A 5,314-nucleotide genomic window follows, 5' to 3' on the forward strand; every position below is an offset into this window, starting at 1 on the left:
GTGGCCGATCGATGCGGCGCGCGCGAAGTCGAGCGCGAGCGTGGACTTACCGAGGGCCGGGCGCGCGGCGATGATGATGAGCTGGCCGGGGTGCAGCCCGTTGGTGAGGTCGTCCATCTCGGCGAAACCGGTGGGCACGCCCATCATCATGCCGTCGCGGCCGCGGGCTGCCTCGATCTCTTCGACGGCGGCGTCGACGGCGATCGTGAGGGGAACGTAGTCCTCGGTCTCCTGCGAACCCGTCACCGAGTAGATCTCGGCCTGCGCGTTGTTGACCAGGTCGAGGGCCTCACCCTGACCCGAGTAACCCATCTGCACGATGCGGGTGCCAGCATCCACCAGGCGACGCAGTAGCGCCCGCTCAGCGACGATCGTGGCGTAATAGCCCGCGTTGGCCGCGGTCGGCACGATCGAGGTGAGGCTGTGCAGATAGTCGGCACCACCCGCGCGCTGCAGATCGCCGGTCTTGATCAGCTCGTCGGTGACGGCGACCACATCGGTGGGCTCGCCGTGGGAGTAGAGGGTGAGCAGCGCCTCGAAGATGACCTCGTGCTTGGGCACGTAGAAGTCCGGCCCGCGCAGGGTCTCGACGACGTCGGCGACGGCGTCCTTCGACAGCAGCATGCCGCCCAGGGTGCTCTGCTCGGCGAGCAGGTCGTGCGGTGGGGTGCGCTCATTGGTGCGGGGGCCTCCGCCCATCCGCTCCTCGGAAATGTCCGCGATCGACACCCGCACTCCTCTCCGCCGCCATTCGGCATGTTTCCGCTCTCGCGGACACTGTGCGCCCCGGTCGGTGCGCCTCGTCGTGCACCCTGACGGACGCACCTCGCTTTCGCCGAACACGGAGGCCGTCACTGCGCCTCGATGTCCCTCGCACCAGCACAGCAGAGCCCTCCGACATCCGCCCGACAGACATCGTCGGGCCTCCCCCGAAAGTGCGTTTCCTCACGGTATGGGTCGCCCCGACGGAGCGCAAGACAGCCTGTGGATAACTCTGTGGAGAGAGTCGGGAACACGCCGCCCTGCCTGTGGATGGAGCCTGTGGAGAACTAGATGAGACAGCTCTCATCTGCGAAATAATGAGGCCATTGACCTGGGATTTACTGTTTCACAGCCTGTGGAATCAGAATCAGTTGAACCGTTGATTGAAGGTTGCCCTTAGTGACTGTGGGGTGTGTACAACTCTGGGGGGATTTGTCCCCCAAATGGGGGATAGCGCAAGCCGAGGTGAGACCCGGGCGTGTCGGCGATCCCGCCGCCGGGCGTGTCGCGAATCTGGGCACGAGGGGTTTACACCAAGCGATATACGGGCGTATCGTCGCCGCACGGCGGAATCCGACGTCCGGGTCCGCACGAGTCCGACCGGGGGGTGAGGGCATGAACGTCGCGCGCGGCAGAATCGCGAAGCGTGGCCGGTGGACCGCCATCGGTCTCGGCGTCGGCTTCGCCTGGGCCGCCCTGGCACTCTTCGCCGCACCCGACAGTGCGTCGGCCGCCACCACGGACGACTCCGGCGATCGCGGGCTGCTCGGCACACTCACCTCGACCGTCGACGGCGTCGGCGAGGCGGCGAACTCCCTCGTCACCGACGTGGATGCTGTCGCTTCGGCCACCCTCGACGTCGTCGAGCCCGCGGTGGTCGATGTCGTGACACCGGTCGTCACCCACCTCCCCGAGCCGGTCGCCGCACCCGTTGCGAACCTCACCTCGACCGCCGTCGACACAGCAGAAGCGGTGACGGGACACGTCACCGCGACGATCACGCGGGTCGACACGGCGGTCGTGAGCGCCGTGAACCGCACCGTGGGTGCCGTGGCGGAGGCGGCGGGCACCTCCGACCGACTCGGGGCGATCGTCGGCTCCGGAACGATCGAGCCCGGACTGCTCTCGACCGAAGTCGTCACCGTCGTCGACCGTCTCGCCGCTCTGCTGACGCCGCTCTCGGCGCCTCCTGCCGGCACGGCACTGCCGCCGATCACCCTTCCCGATGTGCCCGGCGTCGCGACACCGCAGGCGCCCTCGACTCTCCCGCAGGCCGCTCCACTCACCCCCGCCGCCACGACCCCCGTCGCGACTGCCGCGCCCGATCCGATCGCCTCACCGGCGTTCTGGGCGAGCCTTGCCGCGGTCGCGGGGGTTGCCGGCGTCGTAGCCGCGGCCCCCGGCATCCCGAGTGCGTTCTCCGGATCGGGTTCGGGCGGCCTCGGCGCGCCGGCGGGTTCGGCGAGCGGCGGCAGCTGGAGTTCGGGATCCGCGGGACCGGCTGCCCTGGTCGGCGCGCTGCTGTCGGCGGCATGGACGGCCGCACTCATCGCACTCGACCGCGCCCGCAGAGCGGGCCTGCGCCTGCCCGGCGCACCCGTCTTCGCCACCGACACCACCCCTGACTGAGGGGCGCTCCGCCGCGTTCGCGCGGCAGATGCACTCGCGCGCTTCGGCGCGCTCTTCCCCAACTCAGTCAGGAGAATCATCATGCACACCTTCATCAAGCGAGCGCTCCTCGGAGCGTTCATCGGCGGCGGCATCGCCGTCCTCGGAGCGGGGGTCGCCAACGCGGCCGAGACGACCGGCGACGACGGGCTGCTCTCGGGCACCCAGGCGCTGCTCGGGGTCGAGGCGCCCCTCACGGTCGGCGGCAACGCCATCTCGCTGCTCGGCGATTCGTCGTCGGCGGGCGCCGCCACGACCGCTCCCGCTGCTGCGCCCGCACCGGCGGGCAGCACGTCCGGAGAGGACGGCGCCGCATCGGGCACGCAGGCGCTCGTGACCGTCTCAGTGCCCGTCACGGTGTCGGGCAACGGCATCTCGGTGCTGGGCGACAGTGCGTCCACAGGCGCTCAGACGGCGGTTCCGGCTCCAGCTCCGGCTCCAGCTCCGGCTCCAGCCGAACCGGCCACGACGGATGCTGCCGCACCGACCACTTCGGGCGATGACGCGATCGCCGGAGGCACCCAGGTGATCGCGCCGATCACCGCGCCCGTCACGGTCGCCGGCAACGCCGTCTCGGTACTCGGCGACAGCGCCTCTGCGGACGCGACGTCGAGCGGTGCGGTGCCCGGACCAGCGGGCACCGACGGAACCGGCCCGACGACGAGCGGTGACGACAGCATCCTGAGCGGAACTCAGCTCGCGGCGCCGGTCGCCGCACCCGTGACCGTCGGCGGCAACGCCGTGTCGGTGCTCGGCGACAGCGCATCCGCGGGCGCGACATCGGGTGGAGCGATCCCCGGATCAGCGGGCACCGACGGAACCGGCCCGGCGACGAGCGGTGCGGACAGCATCCTGGGTGGAACGCAGCTCAGCCTGCCCCTCGTCGCTCCCGTGACCGTCGGCGGCAACGCCATCTCGGTCATCGGCGACAGCACGACGACCGAACCCGTCACCGGCCCGACGAACCCGGGTACGACCGACCCGGGCGACCCCGGCACGACCGACCCGGGCGACCCCGGCACGACCGACCCGGGCACGACCGACCCGGGGGAGCCGGGCGACCCGGCGATCCCCGGCACCCCCGTCGACGGAACGGACGGGGCGATGGTGACCGGCGGCCTCGCCTCGGTCGTCGGCACACCCGCGGGCGCTGAACTGGCGCAGACGGGCGGCAACGGCGGCTCTGCGCTGCTCGCGTTGGCCGTGGGCGTCGCGGCGATCGCCGTGGGCCTCGGCCTGCGGCTCGGCCGGACAGCTCACTCGCGGCGCTGACCCGTCGAGTCGGCACCCCGACGGCGTTGGGGCGTCGAAATCACCGTGGGGCGCGGAGCAGCTCGCCCCACGGTGGCGCTGACGCCCCAACGTCGAAGAGCGACTCCCCACGGTGGCGCTGACGCCCCAACGTCGAAGAGCGACTCCCCCAGACCCAGGGAGCGACGCACCCAAACGACGGATGCCGCGGGACCCCGAGGGGCTCCGCGGCATCCGCGTGCGCAGAAGCGCTGCGCTTACTTGGCGGCGATCACCTGGAGGGTGATCACGGCGGTCAGGTCGTCACGCAGACGGACCGTGGCCTCGTGCTCGCCCACCGACTTGATCGGCGACGGGAAGTGCACCTTGCGCTTGTCGATCTCGCCCAGGCCCGCGGCCTTGACGGCGTCGGCGACGGCATCGGTCTTGACCGAGCCGAACAGGCGCCCCTCGGCGCCGGCCTTGACGACCAGGCGCACCTTGGTGCCCTCGAGGGTGTTCTTCAGCGCCACGGCCTCTTCGTGGTCGTGGATGGCGCGGGCCTCGCGGGCGGCGCGGATGGACGCCACCTGCTTCTCGCCACCGCGCGTCCACGCGACGGCGAAGCCCTGGGGGATGAGGTAGTTGCGGGCGTACCCGTTCTTGACCTCGATGACGTCACCGGCGCTGCCGAGTCCGGCCACCTCGTTCGTGAGAATCAGCTTCGACATGGGTTACTCCTTAGCGGCCGGCGCCGGCGTAGGGCAGGAGCGCCATCTCGCGGGCGTTCTTGATCGCGGTCGCGATGAGGCGCTGCTCCTGCACCGAGACACCGGTGATACGACGGGCACGGATCTTGCCGCGCTCCGAGACGAACTTGCGAAGCGTGGCGACATCCTTGTAGTCGATGACGCCGACGCGGGTCGGCTTCGCGGGGGCGGCGTTCTTCGCGCCCTTCCGCGGCTTGCGGCGATCGCCGCTGGACTTTCCAGCCATGGTCTTCCTTCAGGTGTGAGGTCGGATGCTGCGGCCCGGCCAGTCGCCCGGCGCGCCTCTCGGCTCGCGGGCAGACCGGATGCGGCATCCGGAATCTTGTCTTCTTTAGAACGGGGTGTCGTCGCCGTAGGACCCGGGGGTGCTCCACGCGTCGGCGCCCGACGAGGCGTTGCCGCCCGCGTTCGTCGATGCGGGCGTCGCCCACGGCTCTTCGGTGACCTGCTGGCGGTTCTGACCGCCACCGCCGCCGCCACTCGACGCGCGCGTGACCTGAGCGGTCGCGTAGCGCAGCGAGGGGCCGATCTCGTCGATCTCGAGCTCGATCGCGGTGCGCTTCTCGCCCTCGCGCGTCTCGTATGAGCGCTGCTTGAGGCGACCGGTCGCGATCACGCGCGAGCCCTTGGTGAGCGAGCCGGCGACGTGCTCGGCGAACTCGCGCCACACGCTCGCGCGGAGGAACAGCGCTTCTCCGTCCTTCCACTCGTTCGCGGCACGGTCGAAGTTGCGCGGCGTCGACGCGATCGTGAAGTTCGCGACGGGGAGCCCGTTCTGCGTGTAGCGCAGTTCGGGATCGGCGGTCAGGTTGCCGACCACGGTGATGATGGTCTCACCGGCCATGGCGTCAGACCTTCGCAGCCTTGGCGTCGGCGGACTCGGC

The 5,314-nt window shown here is 70.7% G+C and carries 6 protein-coding genes; 2 read left to right on the forward strand and 4 right to left on the reverse strand.

Annotation, left to right across the window (positions count from 1 at the left end; genetic code table 11):
• A partial coding sequence (locus tag DI573_RS13605; RefSeq protein WP_292815378.1) for a DnaB-like helicase N-terminal domain-containing protein occupies positions 1 to 729 on the reverse strand: 729 nt, incomplete at its 3' end.
• A 648-nt stretch (positions 730 to 1,377) separates the two neighbouring features.
• Here DI573_RS13605 and DI573_RS13610 point away from each other — a divergent pair.
• Together DI573_RS13610 and DI573_RS13615 are read left to right on the forward strand one after the other, a co-directional pair.
• Positions 1,378 to 2,391, forward strand: coding sequence for a hypothetical protein (locus DI573_RS13610; protein WP_292815381.1), 1,014 nt, complete (start codon positions 1,378 to 1,380; stop codon positions 2,389 to 2,391).
• Positions 2,392 to 2,472: 81 nt separating this feature from the next.
• Entirely contained in the window at positions 2,473 to 3,702 is a 1,230-nt protein-coding gene (locus DI573_RS13615; protein WP_292815383.1) for a hypothetical protein, read from the forward strand.
• A gap of 236 nt (positions 3,703 to 3,938) precedes the next feature.
• Here DI573_RS13615 and rplI read toward each other — a convergent pair whose 3' ends face one another.
• The 3 genes from rplI to DI573_RS13630 form a co-directional block, all read right to left on the reverse strand.
• Positions 3,939 to 4,391, reverse strand: a complete 453-nt coding sequence (rplI, locus tag DI573_RS13620; protein ID WP_292815386.1) for a 50S ribosomal protein L9 — start codon at positions 4,389 to 4,391, stop codon at positions 3,939 to 3,941.
• 10 nt (positions 4,392 to 4,401) lie between these two features.
• The gene (gene rpsR, locus DI573_RS13625) at positions 4,402 to 4,656 is read right to left on the reverse strand and encodes a 30S ribosomal protein S18 (RefSeq protein WP_292815389.1); all 255 of its coding nucleotides are present in this window, start codon (positions 4,654 to 4,656) and stop codon (positions 4,402 to 4,404) included.
• A gap of 105 nt (positions 4,657 to 4,761) precedes the next feature.
• The gene (locus DI573_RS13630) at positions 4,762 to 5,274 is read right to left on the reverse strand and encodes a single-stranded DNA-binding protein (RefSeq protein WP_292815392.1); all 513 of its coding nucleotides are present in this window, start codon (positions 5,272 to 5,274) and stop codon (positions 4,762 to 4,764) included.
• Positions 5,275 to 5,314: the final 40 nt, after the last annotated feature.

This window comes from Microbacterium sp., from assembly GCF_003248605.1.
Taxonomy (GTDB): Bacteria; Actinomycetota; Actinomycetes; order Actinomycetales; family Microbacteriaceae; genus Microbacterium.